13 protein-coding genes are annotated in these 13,672 nt (G+C 69.5%); 7 read left to right on the top strand and 6 right to left on the bottom strand.

What is annotated here, in order from left to right:
* The first annotated feature begins 264 nt into the window (after positions 1-264).
* From LADH09A_RS06080 to LADH09A_RS06070, 3 genes are all read left to right on the top strand, one after another.
* Positions 265-1,080, top strand: coding sequence for a SigB/SigF/SigG family RNA polymerase sigma factor (locus LADH09A_RS06080; protein ID WP_238643794.1), 816 nt, complete (start codon positions 265-267; stop codon positions 1,078-1,080).
* A 364-nt stretch (positions 1,081-1,444) separates the two neighbouring features.
* Positions 1,445-1,882, top strand: coding sequence for an ATP-binding protein (locus LADH09A_RS06075; protein ID WP_238643792.1), 438 nt, complete (start codon positions 1,445-1,447; stop codon positions 1,880-1,882).
* 31 nt (positions 1,883-1,913) lie between these two features.
* On the top strand, positions 1,914-2,345 hold the full coding sequence (locus LADH09A_RS06070; RefSeq protein ID WP_238643790.1) for a peptidase associated/transthyretin-like domain-containing protein: 432 nt from the start codon (positions 1,914-1,916) through the stop codon (positions 2,343-2,345).
* 165 nt (positions 2,346-2,510) lie between these two features.
* On the opposite strand, the gene LADH09A_RS06065 is transcribed toward LADH09A_RS06070, so the two are convergent.
* From LADH09A_RS06065 to LADH09A_RS06055, 3 genes are all read right to left on the bottom strand, one after another.
* Positions 2,511-3,851, bottom strand: a complete 1,341-nt coding sequence (locus LADH09A_RS06065) for a carbohydrate-binding protein (RefSeq protein ID WP_238643788.1) — start codon at positions 3,849-3,851, stop codon at positions 2,511-2,513.
* A 183-nt stretch (positions 3,852-4,034) separates the two neighbouring features.
* Positions 4,035-4,616 carry a lytic polysaccharide monooxygenase auxiliary activity family 9 protein gene (locus LADH09A_RS06060; protein ID WP_238643786.1) on the bottom strand — a complete coding sequence of 194 codons (582 nt, stop codon included), beginning with the start codon at positions 4,614-4,616 and terminating at the stop codon, positions 4,035-4,037.
* A 328-nt stretch (positions 4,617-4,944) separates the two neighbouring features.
* Positions 4,945-5,523 (bottom strand): hypothetical protein, encoded by a 579-nt coding sequence (locus LADH09A_RS06055; RefSeq protein WP_238643784.1) that lies wholly within the window; start codon positions 5,521-5,523, stop codon positions 4,945-4,947.
* Between the two features lie 523 nt (positions 5,524-6,046).
* Between LADH09A_RS06055 and LADH09A_RS06050 the strand changes: the two genes are divergently transcribed.
* From LADH09A_RS06050 to LADH09A_RS06035, 4 genes are all read left to right on the top strand, one after another.
* Positions 6,047-7,420 (top strand): glycoside hydrolase family 6 protein, encoded by a 1,374-nt coding sequence (locus LADH09A_RS06050; RefSeq protein ID WP_238643782.1) that lies wholly within the window; start codon positions 6,047-6,049, stop codon positions 7,418-7,420.
* Between the two features lie 81 nt (positions 7,421-7,501).
* Positions 7,502-8,032, top strand: a complete 531-nt coding sequence (locus tag LADH09A_RS06045; RefSeq protein ID WP_238643780.1) for a VOC family protein — start codon at positions 7,502-7,504, stop codon at positions 8,030-8,032.
* An 81-nt stretch (positions 8,033-8,113) separates the two neighbouring features.
* Positions 8,114-8,875, top strand: a complete 762-nt coding sequence (locus LADH09A_RS06040) for a cyclase family protein (protein WP_238643779.1) — start codon at positions 8,114-8,116, stop codon at positions 8,873-8,875.
* Positions 8,876-8,888: 13 nt separating this feature from the next.
* Positions 8,889-10,547: a thiamine pyrophosphate-binding protein gene (locus LADH09A_RS06035; protein WP_238643778.1), complete on the top strand. Its 1,659-nt coding sequence runs from the start codon at positions 8,889-8,891 to the stop codon at positions 10,545-10,547.
* Positions 10,548-10,602: 55 nt separating this feature from the next.
* On the opposite strand, the gene LADH09A_RS06030 is transcribed toward LADH09A_RS06035, so the two are convergent.
* The 3 genes from LADH09A_RS06030 to LADH09A_RS06020 form a co-directional block, all read right to left on the bottom strand.
* Positions 10,603-11,166: a dihydrofolate reductase family protein gene (locus LADH09A_RS06030; protein WP_238643777.1), complete on the bottom strand. Its 564-nt coding sequence runs from the start codon at positions 11,164-11,166 to the stop codon at positions 10,603-10,605.
* A complete protein-coding gene (locus LADH09A_RS06025) occupies positions 11,154-11,624 on the bottom strand; it encodes an NUDIX domain-containing protein (protein WP_238643776.1) in 471 nt (156 codons plus the stop codon). The genes LADH09A_RS06030 and LADH09A_RS06025 overlap by 13 nt, the downstream gene beginning before the upstream one ends.
* A gap of 87 nt (positions 11,625-11,711) precedes the next feature.
* Positions 11,712-12,977 (bottom strand): prolyl oligopeptidase family serine peptidase, encoded by a 1,266-nt coding sequence (locus tag LADH09A_RS06020; RefSeq protein WP_238643775.1) that lies wholly within the window; start codon positions 12,975-12,977, stop codon positions 11,712-11,714.
* Positions 12,978-13,672: the final 695 nt, after the last annotated feature.

The following is a 13,672-nucleotide window of genomic DNA, read 5'->3' as shown; positions in this document are numbered from 1 at the left end:
ACCGGAGAGGCAACCGCACCAGTGGCAGAATCCCGCCGCCCGTTCTAGGCTTTCCACTGGGTCAAGCCACGTGCCCGACACGATCCCGAGTCTCGGGAGTCCGCACGTGACCGACGATCCGGCAACCGCAGCGGCCGTGAAGGCCCACCTGATGTCCTTTGATACAGGTTCACGCGGCGGCTGGTGACCCGCCCGGTCTGGGCACGATGCGGTTCCCCCTGCGGAGGTCGCGACGACGCCCACATCGGACAGCGGAGGAAACCAATGATCACCGTCTCGACGGGTCGGCCCGCGCCAACGAACAGCCCGACTGACCGCTGCACCGCGCCCGAGTCGCCAGCCAGCCACCTCCTCGCCGTGCTGGTCGCGCTGCCGGTTGATCATCCGTCCAGGCCCGCCGCCCGGACCCGGGCCATCGAGGCCTGGCTTCCGCTGGCCCATCACCTCGCCCGGCGCTACAGCGGCCGCGGCGAGCCGAACGAGGACCTGACCCAGACGGCGGCGCTGGGGCTGATCAACGCGGTCGACCGGTTCGACCCGTCACGTGGGATCGAATTCGTCAGCTACGCGGTCCCCACCATCGTCGGGGAGATCAAGCGGCACTTCCGTGACCGCACCTGGGACGTCCGTGTTCCCCGACGGTTGCAGGAGCGGCGACTCGCCATCGCCGAGGCCAACAACACGCTCACCCAGCTGCTGGGTCGCTCGCCGACCGTCGCCGACGTCGCCGGACATCTGGACCTCACGGAGGAGGAGGTCCTGGAAGGGCTGGAAGGCGCCCGTGCCTACAACGCGGTCTCACTGTCCACCCCGGTCGGCGATGGCACCACGTCCAGGGAACTGGGCGACACCCTCGGCGGCGACGACAACGAACTCGCCCTCGCCGAGCTGAGGGTGGCTCTCGCATCGGCCCTCGTGCGCCTTGACGACCGGGAGCGGAAGGTCATCGCACTGTGCTTTCACGGCAACTTGACCCAGCAGGGCATCGCCGAGCAGGTCGGGGTGTCACAGATGCACGTCTCCCGGCTGCTTACCCGCGCGCTGGCCAAGCTGAGGGTGCAGCTCGCTGTCACTCCTTGAGGGCCCCGCGCCCTGCGACGGTCGGTGAATCCGGCCGCCGCAGGGCCGACAGCGCGAGGGGTGGACGACTGGCCCGGGCCGGTCTGCCAACGGGTAGTCAACTGATCGGGTGATTTCGACGCAGCCATACCCATGCCCGCCCTAGGTGCAGACGATCCGCCGTCGCACTGGTGGTCCCGCACCGGAAGGTGCCGCCGCCCGACCGCATACCAGCAGCGAGATCAACAGTGTCGCGTCGCTGACGTGGGGTACCTTCCCATGTCACATCGATGCGTCGAAGGTCCGGTGAACCGTTCCGGAGAGCTATCCTCCCTCGTGCCGCCGGCACGTTCACCGGCCCCACGTCCGACAGGGAGGGGAAGCAGTGGCGCACCCACCGCTCGACCGCCATGCCCCCACCGCCAGGAAGCCCCTGCTCTCGACGTCGTTCACCCTCGCCGACCTCAACCGCGTCCGACGCGAGGTCCAGGCGGTCAGTGGGCGGTGCGGCCTCGACCACGACGAGATGGACAACTGGGTCACCGCGGTCAACGAACTTATGATCAACGTGATTCGGCACGGGGGCGGCAGAGGTGGCCTACGCCTGCTCCTGGACGGCCAGCTCACCTGTGAAGTCACCGACCACGGGCCGGGCTTCGACACAGCGCACTACGTTCCGCGCACCGAGCGACCGGCCCTGTCCGAAAACGGGGGAATGGGCCTGTGGGTGGTCGGGCAGATGGCCGACTACCTCCTCGTCGTCAGCGGACCCGCGGGCACCACCATCCGCATCGCGGCACGCACCCGCGGCACCTTCGCCTAGGGCCAGTTCTTGTGAAACAGGCCGGCACGGCGTGTTTCACCAGCATCTTCCCCGCCTGCTACGCCGGACGCTGCCCCACATCCACTTCGAGGTCTACCCGGACCAGGCGAGCAGCACCGACGCGAGCAGGGCCGTCGCGACCTCACAGGTCGCGCTGCCCAAGAGCACCTGCGACACGGTGTACGCGCAGCCGGGCTACGAGAGCTCCGTCGCCAACCTCGCTCAGGTCACCGTCCAGGACGACACCGTCTTCGGCGACGACGACGGCGTTCGCCAACTCGGCAGCGTGACCGGTGATATCACCAGCGGTTATACGGTCTCGCTCGACGTCGGTGTCGACACGACCACCACACCGACCGGAGGGCAGCGTCCCGGCGATGACGGGGCCGGCGGCCCGGGCCGGACCCCGCCGAGCGGACCGCCACCCGGCCCGCGCCCGAGCGGTGCTCCATCGTCCAGGTAGCGCCTCGGTCCGCTCAGAACGCCCCGTGGGGCGGCGCCGGTTACTCCTCATTCCTGCTCGGCGTTCCGCCGGAGCGCACGACTGGGTCGCGGTGCTGGTGCGACCCGACGAGTTGCCGGGCATCCGCCTGCCGTGTGGCGGACGGTATGCCCGGCGCATCACCCGTCAGCGGCCCTGCAGGCGCTTCACGTTGTCGCCGAAGGTCCATCCCTTCGACCCGTCCCAGTTCGCCGACCAGGTCATCAGGCCCTTGAGGCCGGGCACGGAGTTCCAGGCCTGCGTGACCAGCGACGTCGACATGTAGCCGCCGCCCGCCCCGGTCTGCGCGGGCAGGCCCGGCACCTGCTTGTCGTACGGGACGCGGATGGTGGTGCCCTGGATGGTGAGGCCGTTGTTCAGGCACTGCGTCTGCACGGTGAAGCCCTGCACGGTGCCCGCCGGGTACGAGTCGCCGGCGCAGCCGTACATGCTGCCGTTGTAGTACTGCATGTTCAGCCACCAGAGCCGGCCGTTGTCCACGTACTTCTTGATGATCGGCAGGTACGAGCCCCAGATCGAGCCGTAGACCACGCTGCCGCCGGTGACGTAGGCCGTCTCCGGTGCCATGGTCAGGCCGAAGTTCGACGGCATCCGGGCCAGCACCCCGTCGATGATCCGGATCAGGTTCGCCTGCGACGTCGACAGGGTGTTGATGTTGCCGCTGCCGGTCAGGCCGGTCTCGATGTCGATGTCGATGCCGTCGAAGTGGTAGGCCGTCAGGATCGGCACGATCGTCGCGACGAACCGGTCGGCGACCGCGGCGGAGCTCAGGTCGATGCCCGCGGCGGCACCGCCGATCGACATCAGGATGGTGGCGCCGGCGGCTTTGGCCTGGCACATCTCGGCCGGGGTGGCCACCTTCACGCCGGCGTCCATGCCGTTCTCCCAGAGGACCGTGCCGTCCGAGCGGATCACCGGGAACGCCGCGTTGATCACGTTGTAGCCGTGCTGGCCGAGTCGGCTGTCGGTGATGGGGATCCAGCCCAGGCCGGGGTGTACGCCGTTGGAGGCGCCGTCCCAGTTCTCCCAGTAGCCCTGCAACACCTTGCCGGTGGGCCGCGACTTCACCGCGCAGGTTCCGCCGGTCGGCGGCGGCGTGGTCGGTGGCGGCATGGTGGGCGGTGGCGTGGTGGGTGGCGGGGTCGTCGGCGGTGGCGTGGTCGGCGGCGGAGTGGTTCCCGAGCAGGCGCCCAGGTCACGCCACAGTGAGGGGGTCGCGGCGGGGTTCCAGCCGGCCCCGGGGTGCGCGGTGTGGGTGACCAGCGCCTGGTAGAGCCGGCTGCCGTAGGTGACCTGCCCGCCCGCCTGGTACGTGGTGCCCTCGGCCCAGCCCGGGGCGCTGCAGGCGACCATCGGGACGGCGTTGGCCGAGGACACGGCCGCCATGCTGCTGGGGACGAACGCGACGGCGGCGGTGACCGTCATCGCCGCCCCGGCTACCACTGCGAATATCCGACGTCGTCTCATGGCTCACTCCCCAGGCTTCGGCGACCCGTGACCTCCACATATTGACGTTCGTGAAGTTTAATATCAAGGGTTGTTTACAGATCTGGTCCAGCCCTTCGCGACGCCTCGGTCGCCAGGACTGCCGGAGGAGCGATCCGGCCCAGGACGTTGACGTCCTGGGCCGGACCAGTGCCGTGTTGCTGATCAGGCGACGTTGATGTCGCTGCACCACATGTAGGTCTGGTCCATGTGTGACGCCTTCCAGACCACGAACAGGATGTGGTTGCCGGTGCGTCCGGAGACCGAGACGTTGAACGAGATGTTCTGCGCTGGCGCGTAGCGCCCGGTCGTCGTGACCAGGTCGAGGTTGCCCCACCCGAGCTGCTGGGTGGCCGGGTTGAATCCCTGCTTGGTGACGTAGACCCGGAAGTAGTCAGCACCGTGGCTGGCCTGGTCGTACATCTGGACCGTGAAGTTGCGGCTGACGTTTGTCGCCTTCCACGCCCCGGGCTTGTTCACCGTGTTGTTCCTGGAGAGGGCGTTGCTGCACAGCTGTCCGTCCGGGGTGCGGGCCTGGAACTGGCCGGCCAGGCCGTCCCGCAACTGGCTCATCCAGTTCCACATGGTGTCGGGATTGGCCTGGAACGCCTGCCAGCACATCGGGTCCTGTTGCTGCATGGCCGGGTTCGTGTGCTGGTTGCCCCAGGCCTTCCAGCACTGGTAGGCGCGGCTCGCCGGGTTGATGACGGTGCCGTGCGCCTGAGCTGCGCCGGCCCAGGGCAGCATGCCGACCACCATGGCGAACAGCAAGACGAGCGCTCGGAGGGACTGGCGGGCGGTCGACCGGGATCGCCCGCCGGATTGGTCGAACTTGTGTGGATGCACTGTTCATCCTCCGCTCTTCGGTACTAAAGATCTAGATGGGAACGCTCCCACCCAACTGTTACATCTATCCCTGTAAATATCAATGCTTATCTATTTGTGGTGGAATGTGGGCAGCGCGCAGCTACCGGGAGGGTCCGGCGCAGAAGATGGCGGGCCTCTGGTTCCGCAAAGTCCGATCAGGCGGCCGGGTCGGTGCGGGTGTGACCGCGCCACCGGCAGCCCGGCATGATCACAGCCCGGCTGCGGCGTCGTACCGGCGGCGCTGGTCGGCCATCTCCGAGGCGGTCAGCGCCTCCTTGAGTGCCAGTTGCTCGTACTTGTCCGGGAACATCTCCCGCAGTCGGTCGGTGAACATGACGTCGGCGGTCGCCTCGACCACCTGGATGCCCGGAGGGTCGCTGGACATGTCCATGATCACGGGGCCGGCCAGCTTGACCGCCACGTCCCAGGGGCGCTTCTGCTCGGCTACTCCACAGAGGTGAAAGCCGTAGACGGTCTGCACGTCGGCGAGCGCGGTGACCTCGGCCGGCTCGTAGCCGTAGACGCGGACCCCGCAGATCACCGCCGGCTTCTCCTCGGTGGTCACCTGCTGGACGGCGTGTCCGGCGTGGTTGTGCTGCCCCGGGTCCGCCCGCTCGAGCGTGGTACGCATCCGGGCCACGATCTGGCCGTGCAGATCCGCCGGCTCCGCCTCCGGCCCGGCCCGGTTGAGCAGGACGACCGTGCCGGCCGACACCACCAGCAGGATCACCGCCACCCACACGAAGCGGTTTCGGTACCAACCCGCGAAGCTCTCTCGGGTAGTCATGATTGCTTTCACCTCGTCGCCGGTTTTGGTGCGCTGGCGGACCGAATCGGACGCCCGGAGTGTCAGGCGTCGAGCGCGTCGGCCGTCGGGGGCACGCACTGGGGGAGTACGTACGGCGGGCGAGAATGCCTGCCCGGCACGATGCCCGTCGTCCTGGAGGTGGCCCGGCGATGCGGCATGCGAGCGACCGTCGAAGCGGCGCGCTGCCGGCACTGCGATGCTCCCGTGCTGGCCGTTCTCAACGCGGTTGCCCCCGCGCTGCGGCGATATGAGCAATTCCAACACACTGGGACCGCTCTGGCAACATCGATGGACCTCAGTGTTGGCCTTCCCCTGCCGCACTGCGGTCGTCCTTCGGTCGGCTGGGCACCGCCGCCTGCGATGCCGCTGGCTGACGCACCGGCGTCGCCGCTGACCCATCGATGAGCCTGCACGCCTTGGCAGCGACGCGCGCCTCCGCTACCGTCCATGGGAACGCTCCCACAAACTTGGTAACATCAATGTGATCAGGAGGCAACACGTCGTGGCTATCCTCTCCTCGCTGCGCCGCAGATCCGCGGCCATCAGCGTGGCGGCCGTCGCCGGCGCTACTGCCGTCGGCGTCTGCCTCGCCGTCAGCAGCGCCTCCGCCGGCACTCTTTCCGGATCCCTGTACCGCGACCCGAGCTCGGCCGTCGTCCGCTGGGTCGCCGCCAACCCCGGCGACTCGCGTGCCGCCGTCATCCGCGACAAGATCGCCAGCCAGCCGCAGGCCCGCTGGTTCGCCAACTTCAACCCGTCGACCGTGCAGTCCGAGGTCTCCGAGCACATCGGCGCCGCCAACGCGGCGCAGCAGATCCCGGTGTTGGCGGTGTACGAGATCACCAACCGGGACTGCGGCGGGGCCAGCGCCGGTGGGGCGCCCGACCTAAACCAGTACCAGACGTGGGTGTCCAACTTCGCCAGGGGACTGGGCAACCAGACGGTCATCATCATCCTGGAAACCGACTCGCTCGCCCTGCTGACGTGCCTGAGCAGCGCGGAGATCAACGCGCGTAACGAGGCGATCTCGACCGCCACCCGGACCATCAAGTCGGGCAACCCCAATGCCAAGGTGTACCTCGACGGCGGCCACTCCACCTGGAACAGCGCGGGTGAGACGGCAAACCGGCTCCGGGCAGCCGGCGTGCAGTACGCCGACGGCTTCTTCACCAACGTGTCGAACTACAACTCCACCTCCAACGAGGCGAACTTCGGTCGGGCGGTCATCTCCTCCCTCAACGGCATGGGGATCTCGGGTAAGCGCCAGGTCATCGACACCAGCCGTAACGGTGGCGCGAGCGGGGACTGGTGCGGCGACGACAACACCGACCGTCGCATCGGGCAGTACCCGACGACCAACACCGGCGACGCCAACATCGACGCGTACCTCTGGGTGAAGCCGCCGGGGGAGGCGGACGGCTGCCGCTACACGGCCGGTTCGTTCCAGCCTGACCTGGCCTTCAGCCTGGCCAACGGCGCGCCCAACCCGCCCACCACCGCGCCGCCCACGACCACGCCGCCGACCACGACCCCGCCGACGACCACCCCGCCGACGACCCCTCCGCCGAACACCACGCCGCCGGCCGGTGACGGCTGCTACGCGGACGTGGCGGTCAACCAGTGGGCCGGTGGCTTCACCGCGAGCGTGACGGTCACCGCCGGCAAGTCGGACATCAACGGCTGGACCGTGACCGTCGCTCTGCCCGGCGGCGCCGCGATCACCGGCACCTGGAACGCCCAGGCCAGCGGCTCCAGCGGCACCGTCCAGTTCACGAACGTGGGCTACAACGGACGCGTCCTCGGCCGGCAGTCGACCACCTTCGGCTTCCAGGGCACCGGCACCGGCCCAGGCGTGACGGCCACCTGCGTCGGCTGACCCCACCCGGCCGTGGCCCGGCGCGGAGGACCCCTCTCCGCGCCGGGCCCTTTCCCATCCTGCGACTGGGGAGCTGGGACGATGGACCAGGCCGGTGCCACCAACCCCGGCGGACCATCCCGACGGGAGATCACCATGAACGACACCGACCAGCGCGACCCCCAACCTGGGCGTGGGACGATCCAGCGGATGGACAACATCGCCATCGTCGTCGACGACCTGGCGGCCGCCCGGGCATTCTTCGTGGCACTCGGACTGGAGCTGGAGGGCGAGGCGACGGTCGAGGGCAGCGCCGTCGATCGTCTGGTCGGGCTTGGGGGAGTCCGCTCAGACATCGCGGTGATGCGCACCCCCGACGGCCACGGACGGGTCGAGCTGACCCGGTACCACACGCCGTCGAGCCCCGACGGTGATCCGCACGCCCCGGCGAACACGCTGGGCGCGCATCGCATCATGTTCGCCGTCGAGGACATGGACGCCGTCCTCGACCGCCTGCGGCCACACGGAGCCGAACTCGTCGGCGAACTGGTGCGGTACGAGAACAGCTACCGGCTCTGTTATCTGCGCGGCCCCGCCGGCATCATCGTCGCGCTGGCCGAGCAGATCAGCTGACCGGTCGGGGACGGTCTCTGACACCGACACCTCCCGATCGAGGATCCATCGTGGAGCGTGCACGCGGTGTACCGTCGCCGCATGACGGTGCTGCAGGAGTTTGTCGCCGCTCTTTCCAGCGGCCGGATCCAGGTTGTCGACCTCACCGCTCCGCTCTCGGACCAGACCCCGATCCTGGGCCTGCCCGAGCAGTTCGGCCAGACCTGGCCGTTCCGGCTCAGCGAGATCAGCCGGTACGACGACCGGGGTCCCGCCTGGTACTGGAACAACTTCTCCACCGGCGAGCACACCGGCACCCACTTCGACGCCCCGGTGCACTGGGTCTCCGGTCAACAGGGCGCGGACGTCTCGCAGGTTCCGGTCAGCCAGTTGATCGCCCCGGCGGTGGTCATCGACCACGCGGCCGACGCCGCCGACAACCCTGACTTCCTGCTCGAGGTCGAGCACATCAAGGCGTGGGAGGCGGAACACGGCGGGCTGCCCACCGGTGGCTGGCTGCTCTACCGCACCGGCTGGGACGCGTACGGCGACGACCCGGAGCGGTACGCCAACGCCGGTCGTACCCCGGGCATCTCCGTCGAGTGCGCCCGCTGGCTGGCCGAGGAGTCGCCGATCCAGGGCGTCGGGGTGGAGACGGTCGGCACCGACGCGGGCGCCGCGCACTCGTTCGACCCGCCGTTCCCGTGCCACTCGTTCCTGCTCGGCCAGGAGAAGTACGGCCTGACCCAGCTCCGCAACCTGGCGCAGTTGCCGACGACCGGCGCGGTGGTGATCGCCGGGCCGCTGCCGATCGTCTCCGGGTCCGGCAGCCCGTGCCGGGTCCTCGCGCTGGTCGAACGGTAGGACCGGGCCACAGATGCGGGTCGCCGAGGTGGTCGGGCGGGTTCTGTACGAACACGGCGCGCGGTACGTCTTCGGAGTGGTCGGCAGTGGCAACTTCCATGTCACGAACGCGCTCGTGGCGGCTGGTGCCCGGTTCGTGGCGGCGGCTCACGAGGGCGGTGCGGCGAGCATGGCGGACGGGTACGCCCGCACCTCCGGGACGGTGGGTCTGCTCTCGGTGCACCAGGGCCCGGGCGTCACCAACGCGCTGACCGGCCTCACCGAGGCCGCGAAGAGCCGTACCCCGGTGGTGGTCCTGGCCCCCGAGGCGACGGCCCCCCGGTCGAACTTCTTCATCGACCTGCCGGCACTCGCCGCCTCGGTCGGGGCCGACTTCCTTCGGGTACGCGCGACACACGCGGCCGAGGACGCGGGCGCGGCGTACCGGGCCGCGGCCCGGGGCGCGACGGTGGTGCTGGGCCTCCCGTTGGAGGTGCAGCTCACCGTGACCGAACCGTGGTCCGGCCCGATCCCTGCGGTCGCGCCGACCCCGGCCGCCGTCCCGCAGGTCGAACCGCTGCTGGCCGCGCTCCAGGCCGCCCGTCGACCGGTCTTCGTCGCGGGTCGGGGCGCACGGGCGGCCCGGGAACCGCTGACCCGGCTCGCCGACGCGTGCGGCGCGCTGCTGGCGGTCTCGGCCGCGGCGAAGGGACTGTTCGCCGGCAACCCGTGGTACGTCGACGTGGCGGGAGGCTTCGCCACCCCGCTCGCCGCCGAGCTGATCGGCGCGGCGGACCTGGTCGTCGCGTGGGGCAGCACGCTGAACATGTGGACGACCCGGCACGGCGAACTGATCCCGCCCTCCGCCGTCGTCGCCCAGGTGGACCGCGACCCGGCCGCGTTCGGGGTGAACCGGCCGGTTGACGTGACGGTGGCCGGCGACGTGTCGGCGGTCGCCGAGGCGGTGCTCGGCCGGCTGGGTGCCGGCTCCACGGGGTACGTGAACGCCGCGCCCGGCGGCTGGCGTACGCCGGAGCTGGCGAAGCGGATTCAGGATCACGGCCGGTGGCGGACGGTCCCGTACACGGACGAGGGTGGGCCGGCGCAGGCCGGCGCCCCGGAGACGCTCGACCCGAGGACCCTCTCGGCCGCCCTGGACGACCTGCTGCCGCCCGACCGGACGGTGGTGGTCGACTCGGGCAACTTCATGGGCTACCCGTCGATGTGGCTCGACGTGCCGGACGTGGCCGGGTTCTGCTTCACCCAGGCGTTCCAGTCGGTCGGGCTCGGACTGGCCAGTGCGCTCGGCGCGGCGGTCGCCCGGCCGGACCGGCTCACCGTCGCGGCGCTCGGCGACGGTGGCTTCGTCATGTCCGCGACCGAACTGGTCACCGCCGTCCGGCTGGCGCTGCCCCTCGTCGTGGTGATCTACGACGACGCGGCGTACGGCGCCGAGGTGCACCACTTCGGCCCGGACGGGCACCCGTTGGGGACGGTCACCTTCCCCGAGACCGACCTGGCCGCGATCGCCCGTGGCTACGGCTGCGACGGGTTGACCGTCCGGACCGTCGAGGATCTCGGACCGGTACGCCGCTGGCTCGCTGGCCCTCGTGACCGGCCGCTGGTGGTCGACGCCAAGGTCAGCGCGGGGCGCGCCTCGTGGTGGCTGGAGGAGGCGTTCCGCGGCCACTGAACCACCGCCGTGCGTTCGGCGACGCGGGGCGACGCGACCCGGACGGGGCTGTCGTTCACTGCCCGAGAGTGCGATAGCGAAGGTGTACGACACCATTCTCGAACCGGCGCTCATCGAGGAGCTCAAGGTCGGCGCGCATGCCGGTCGGCAGCCCTGGCTTGCCGCCGCCGAGGACGACGGGCAGGACGATCAGCTGGCACTCGTCGACCAGCCCAGCCTGGAAAGCCTGCGCCGCGAGGTTCGCGCCTCCTACGGTGAGATCGCTGCTGGCCGCGGCCTTCATTTCGCGCACCGCGGCGGGGTCGAAACGACGTTCGAGTCGGGTGTCGGCGGTCGACGCCGCGGCGAGGGTCGTGGAGTAGACGACCTTGCTGGCCGCCTGCCAGGCGCTGGCGAAGTCGGCCGTGAGGTCGGACCGCGCGGCCAGAGCGGCGTCGGTCTCCCAGACGGCCATCGCTTCGTACAGTCGCCGCCCGTAGAGAAGCGTGCCCACGGATCGCAAAAGGTGGGTGTGGAACGCGAACACCTCGTCGCCGAGCGGAAACCAGTCGATCGCGCCGCGATCGTCCTCGATGTAGCCGTCAAGCGACACGTTTGTCACGTAGGTCAGCTTTGCCATGCCCCTACCCCCTCAACTCTGCGGTCCTGGAGTGCGGGAAGGGCCTGTCGGAGCCCACGCGGCAGCCGGTCAGGCTTGAGCAGTGCCGCCAGGTCGCCATGTGCGAGGGGGAGGTCGCCCAGCTCGTCGATGCTGGTCCAGGCGATGTCGTCATGCTCGTCAGGTGCACAGTTGGTGGGGGAGCCGGCCCAGGCTCCGATGTGCCAGACGCTCACGTGAACGGCGTCCTCACCACTGCCGGCACGCCAGTCGCCCAGACGGGAAGTGGACTCCGCCGCGATGTGAACACCGACCTCCTCGTGCATCTCGCGCGCGAGGGCTTGTAGCTCGGACTCACCCGCTTCGACATGCCCTCCGGGCAGGTCCCAGAGGTCTGGGTAGGCCCGGCGGGTCGGACTGCGGTGTACCAGCAGGACCCTGCCGTCTGCGACGAGTGCGCCGGTGACCACGACATGCATGACGGGATTAGAGCACAGGGGTGGGACACGCTGGCCCCCGCCGAAGGGGACACGCGGGTGGCCCGCACGCTCCACCTCGGACGCCGATCACCGACGACGGCGGGCCATCCACTCCCAGATGTGGGTGCCGTTGCGGCTCGGGTCGTTGCGGGCCACGTAGATCCAGGACCAGTGACCGGGGAACTGGTAGCCGTTCCAGACGACGTGGTCGTACAGGGTGATCAGTGATCTCGGGATGAGGTCGTGGGCGTGGATCGTGTTGGTCTCGGGTGGCACGGTGTCGTCGTCACGCGAGGTGACCAGCCAGGTCGGGGTGTGGATGCTGGCCAGCTCCGCGTCGGTGATGAGCGGCGGACCGTCCCCGCCGAGCGGCTCGACGACACCGCAGATCGGCACCGACGCGGCGAACAGGTCGGGATAGGCGACGGTCATCTCCAGGGACATGTAGCCGCCGTTGCTGCAACCGGCCACGTAGATCCGGTCCGGGTCGACGCGCCTGCGACGGACGAGGTCCTGGACGATCTCGCGGATCAGCGGGGCGAACCGGGGGCCGTCCTCCATCCAGTAGGAGGTGCTCTGCGGAGCGACGACGTACGCGCCGGCGAAGATCCGTTGAGCCTCCGGGGTGGCGAAGCCCAGCGCGCCGCGGTTGGCACGCAGCGTGGTCTCGTTGTCGTAGTAGTCGTCGGGCAGTGAGGCACCCTCGCCGCCACCGTGCAGCCAGAGGATCAGCGGCGGCCGACTCTGGCGGGGCGAGCGCTCCGGGGAGTACAACCGGTACTTCAGGCCCGAGCCCGAGACGTGGTGGCTGAAGGCGTCCACCTCGGGGTTCGACAGCCGCCCCTGCACGAAGCGCGTGATGGTGACCGGCGAGCCGTGGCGCCGGACGAGCGGGGTGTTCTGCGTAATGGTGTAGACGAGGTCCAGCCGGACGTTGCGGCCCCTGCTCACGATGTAGCCGAGGGTGCCGCCGCCGAGCTGACCTTCGGCGTGGCTCAGCTCCAGCACGATGTTTCCGCGCCGGTCGAGCCGCGCCGCGGTCACGGTGCGGTCCAGGTCGTACTCGCTGAAGATCAGGTCGCCGGGTGCCATCGGGATCGGGCTGGTGGCCCGGGCATGCACGGTGAACGTGCCGGGGGTGAGCCCGGCGGGGTCGATCGGCCCGAGCCGGCTGGTGTCGAGGGTGACCGAGGTGATCTGCTCACCGCCGTCGAGCGTCCTCGCGTCGAGGGTAAATCTCACGCTGGCGGGGTGGTGGCCACCGGCCTGGGCGGCGGAGCCGGGCAGCGCGAGGCCGATGGCGGCGCCGGCACCACCGGCCAGGACGGTGCGGCGAGTGACAGACGTGGACATGCGGCCCCCGGGTACCTTGCCATAGAGATCCTCATCAATGACGTTTCAACCTAGCGCCGCAGAGATCCGCTGGCAACCGGTGCCGCCACGGGTGATCAGGGAACCCGAGATCGTCGGCCCGACGCGGCGCGCTCAGACGGCAGGATGACGCCACTGCCTGAGCCGACGCGGGCGGAAACGCTCACCTGGGGCATCGTGTCCGACCGGTCGGCCGCGCACCGGCCACACCCGCAGGCCAGAGCAGCGGATCGAGCTGGACGCCTGCGGCCTTCTTGGGTGCAAGTTGCTGTTCGCATGTTGACGATTGGCGGCGGGTGGAAGATTGCGGGTGGGATCCCAGTCATTTGTCGCCGGAGGGCCGTCGTCGACCGTTCATCAGGTGGGCGGTGAGCGTCCTGGCCGAAGTCCGAGGTAGAAATATGACCGCTTCGGGCGATTCGAGACGGGCGGCCATGATCGTGGTGATATCGGATTGGGCGTGAGCCTTCAATGATTACTTGGGCGTCCTGGCGATAAGCCTCCCGAGACCTGCGTTGACCTGGGAATCGTTGGTTGTGCAGTGCAGGAGGTGCGGGTGATTTATTGGGTTTCAGGGACATCATTCCGCGCTTCTGGTGACCGGTCCTTTTCTGCGGGTCGTGACGCGGTGTCGAAAGGAACCTGCGTCTCACCACCCGTTGAATAGGGGTCGGTAT

It is taken from the genome of Micromonospora cabrerizensis (assembly GCF_022230955.1).
Lineage (GTDB): Bacteria > Actinomycetota > Actinomycetes > Mycobacteriales > Micromonosporaceae > Micromonospora > Micromonospora cabrerizensis.
Note: the sequence above shows the minus strand (reverse complement) of the source record. Positions and strands in the feature narration are given on the sequence as shown.

What these genes read in the sequence shown, in the direction of transcription:
- LADH09A_RS06080 (WP_238643794.1), top strand. Translation starts at nt 265, where the DNA reads ATGATCACCGTCTCGACGGGTCGGCCCGCGCCAACGAACAGCCCGACT.
- LADH09A_RS06065 (WP_238643788.1), bottom strand. Translation starts at nt 3,851, where the DNA reads ATGAGACGACGTCGGATATTCGCAGTGGTAGCCGGGGCGGCGATGACG.
- LADH09A_RS06060 (WP_238643786.1), bottom strand. Translation starts at nt 4,616, where the DNA reads ATGCTGCCCTGGGCCGGCGCAGCTCAGGCGCACGGCACCGTCATCAAC.
- LADH09A_RS06055 (WP_238643784.1), bottom strand. Translation starts at nt 5,523, where the DNA reads ATGACTACCCGAGAGAGCTTCGCGGGTTGGTACCGAAACCGCTTCGTG.
- LADH09A_RS06045 (WP_238643780.1), top strand. Translation starts at nt 7,502, where the DNA reads ATGGACCAGGCCGGTGCCACCAACCCCGGCGGACCATCCCGACGGGAG.
- LADH09A_RS06040 (WP_238643779.1), top strand. Translation starts at nt 8,114, where the DNA reads ATGACGGTGCTGCAGGAGTTTGTCGCCGCTCTTTCCAGCGGCCGGATC.
- LADH09A_RS06035 (WP_238643778.1), top strand. Translation starts at nt 8,889, where the DNA reads ATGCGGGTCGCCGAGGTGGTCGGGCGGGTTCTGTACGAACACGGCGCG.
- LADH09A_RS06030 (WP_238643777.1), bottom strand. Translation starts at nt 11,166, where the DNA reads ATGGCAAAGCTGACCTACGTGACAAACGTGTCGCTTGACGGCTACATC.
- LADH09A_RS06025 (WP_238643776.1), bottom strand. Translation starts at nt 11,624, where the DNA reads ATGCATGTCGTGGTCACCGGCGCACTCGTCGCAGACGGCAGGGTCCTG.
- LADH09A_RS06020 (WP_238643775.1), bottom strand. Translation starts at nt 12,977, where the DNA reads ATGTCCACGTCTGTCACTCGCCGCACCGTCCTGGCCGGTGGTGCCGGC.